General features: G+C 67.2%; 2 protein-coding genes. One reads left to right on the top strand and one right to left on the bottom strand.

What is annotated here, in order from left to right:
* The coding region (gene murB, locus B2Y21_RS09465) for a UDP-N-acetylmuramate dehydrogenase (RefSeq protein WP_292059224.1) at nt 1-806 on the bottom strand (806 nt) is incomplete at its 3' end.
* Nucleotides 807-844: 38 nt separating this feature from the next.
* Here murB and B2Y21_RS09470 point away from each other — a divergent pair.
* Nucleotides 845-1,552: hypothetical protein (locus tag B2Y21_RS09470; RefSeq protein ID WP_292059226.1), on the top strand; the 708-nt coding region annotated here is incomplete at its 3' end.

Genomic DNA, 1,552 nt, shown 5'->3' on the forward strand with positions numbered 1-1,552 from the left:
GCCTCGCCGGGGTTGATCATGAAATTGGAGTGCAGCTCGCTGAACTTGGCCCCCCCGCCCGTGACGGCATGCAACTTCCCGCGCCAGCCCGCATCATCGACCAGCTTCCACGAGGAATGGCCGTCCGGGTTCTTGAAGGTCGAGCCGCCGGTCTTCTCGCGGATCGGCTGGGTCTTCTCGCGACGCTCGGTGATCTCGCTGATCCGGGCGGCGACGGCCTCGGGCGCGTCGGGCGTTCCGCGATAGGTCGCCTCGATCCAGATGATGCCCGCCGGAGCGTTTGAGTGGCGGTAGGTGTAGCCGAAATCGGCCAGGGCCAGTTCGACCCGCTCGCCCTTGCGGTTCAAGCCCCAGGCCGAAACCAGCACGTCCTTCGTCTCCGAGCCATAGCAGCCCGCGTTCATCGTCAGGGCGCCGCCGATCGAGCCGGGGATGCCCGCATAGAACTCCAGCCCGGCGATGCCCGCCTTGGCCGAGGCGCGCGCCACCATGCTGTCCAGCGCGCCCGCGCCCGCCGTGACCGTGACGCCGTCGGTCGTCACCTGGCCCCAGGCGCGCCCCGCCAGACGGATCACCACGCCCTCGACCCCGCCGTCGCGGACGATCAGGTTGGAGCCGACGCCGATCGCCGTCACCGGCACATCTTCAGGCAGAGCCTTGAGGAAATCGGCCAGATCATCGGCGTCCGCCGGAATGAACAGGGCGTCCGCCGCCCCGCCCACGCGGAACCAGGTGTAGGGCCCCAGCGGCTCGTTCAGCAGCAGCTTGCCGCGCACGTCAGGAAGAGCTTCAGTCCAGGTCGTCATTCAAATCTCATGCACGTTCAATGTGCGATAAAGCTGCGATGCCCCGAACCACATCGACACGCAAGGGGAAGCGCTTCCTCCCCGGTCTGCAAGAGCCGCTGCGCTCCATCCTGTTGATCCTCGTCATCACGCCGCCGAGCGTGATCGGGATCGGCGCCCTGAGCATCGGCCTGCTGTTCGCGGCCGAGGGCATGGGCCGCGACCTGACCTTCGAGCAGTCGCTCAACGGCGTCCTGGCTGTGCTGATGGCGCTGGTCTTCCTGCCTCTGGCCCACGCCGGGACCTATCGCTGGTTCTGGCACATCGAGAAGCGGCGCGTCGCCGGCGACTTCCTGCTCGGCGCATCGATGCCGGACGCCTTTTCCGAACCGACCGAACCGCCGCCCGTCGTGCCGATCAGCCTGGGGCAGCGAGCCTTCTACGCCTTGCTCTATCTGGCGGCGATCAGCCTGCTGCTCTTCGTCTACCTGCCCCTGGGCCACCAGGAAGCCATTCAGGGCTTTATCGCCCGCTTCAGTTCCGGCCGCGCCTCGGCGGGATCATTGGCGTCCCTGCTGACGGCCTGGCTGCCGCTGCTGGGCGGCATGGTCGTGGTCATGCTGGCGCAGGAAGGCGACATGAAGAAGATCAGATCGGGCCTGCTGGACCCGGTCGAGACCTTGCGGCTGCAGGGCCGCGTCGAATGGCTAGGCGCCTTTGTCACGGCCTTCGCCATGACCAGCCTGTTCTGTTTCTTCTTCGGCGCG

It is taken from the genome of Brevundimonas sp. UBA5936, from assembly GCA_002430835.1.
Lineage (GTDB): Bacteria > Pseudomonadota > Alphaproteobacteria > Caulobacterales > Caulobacteraceae > Brevundimonas.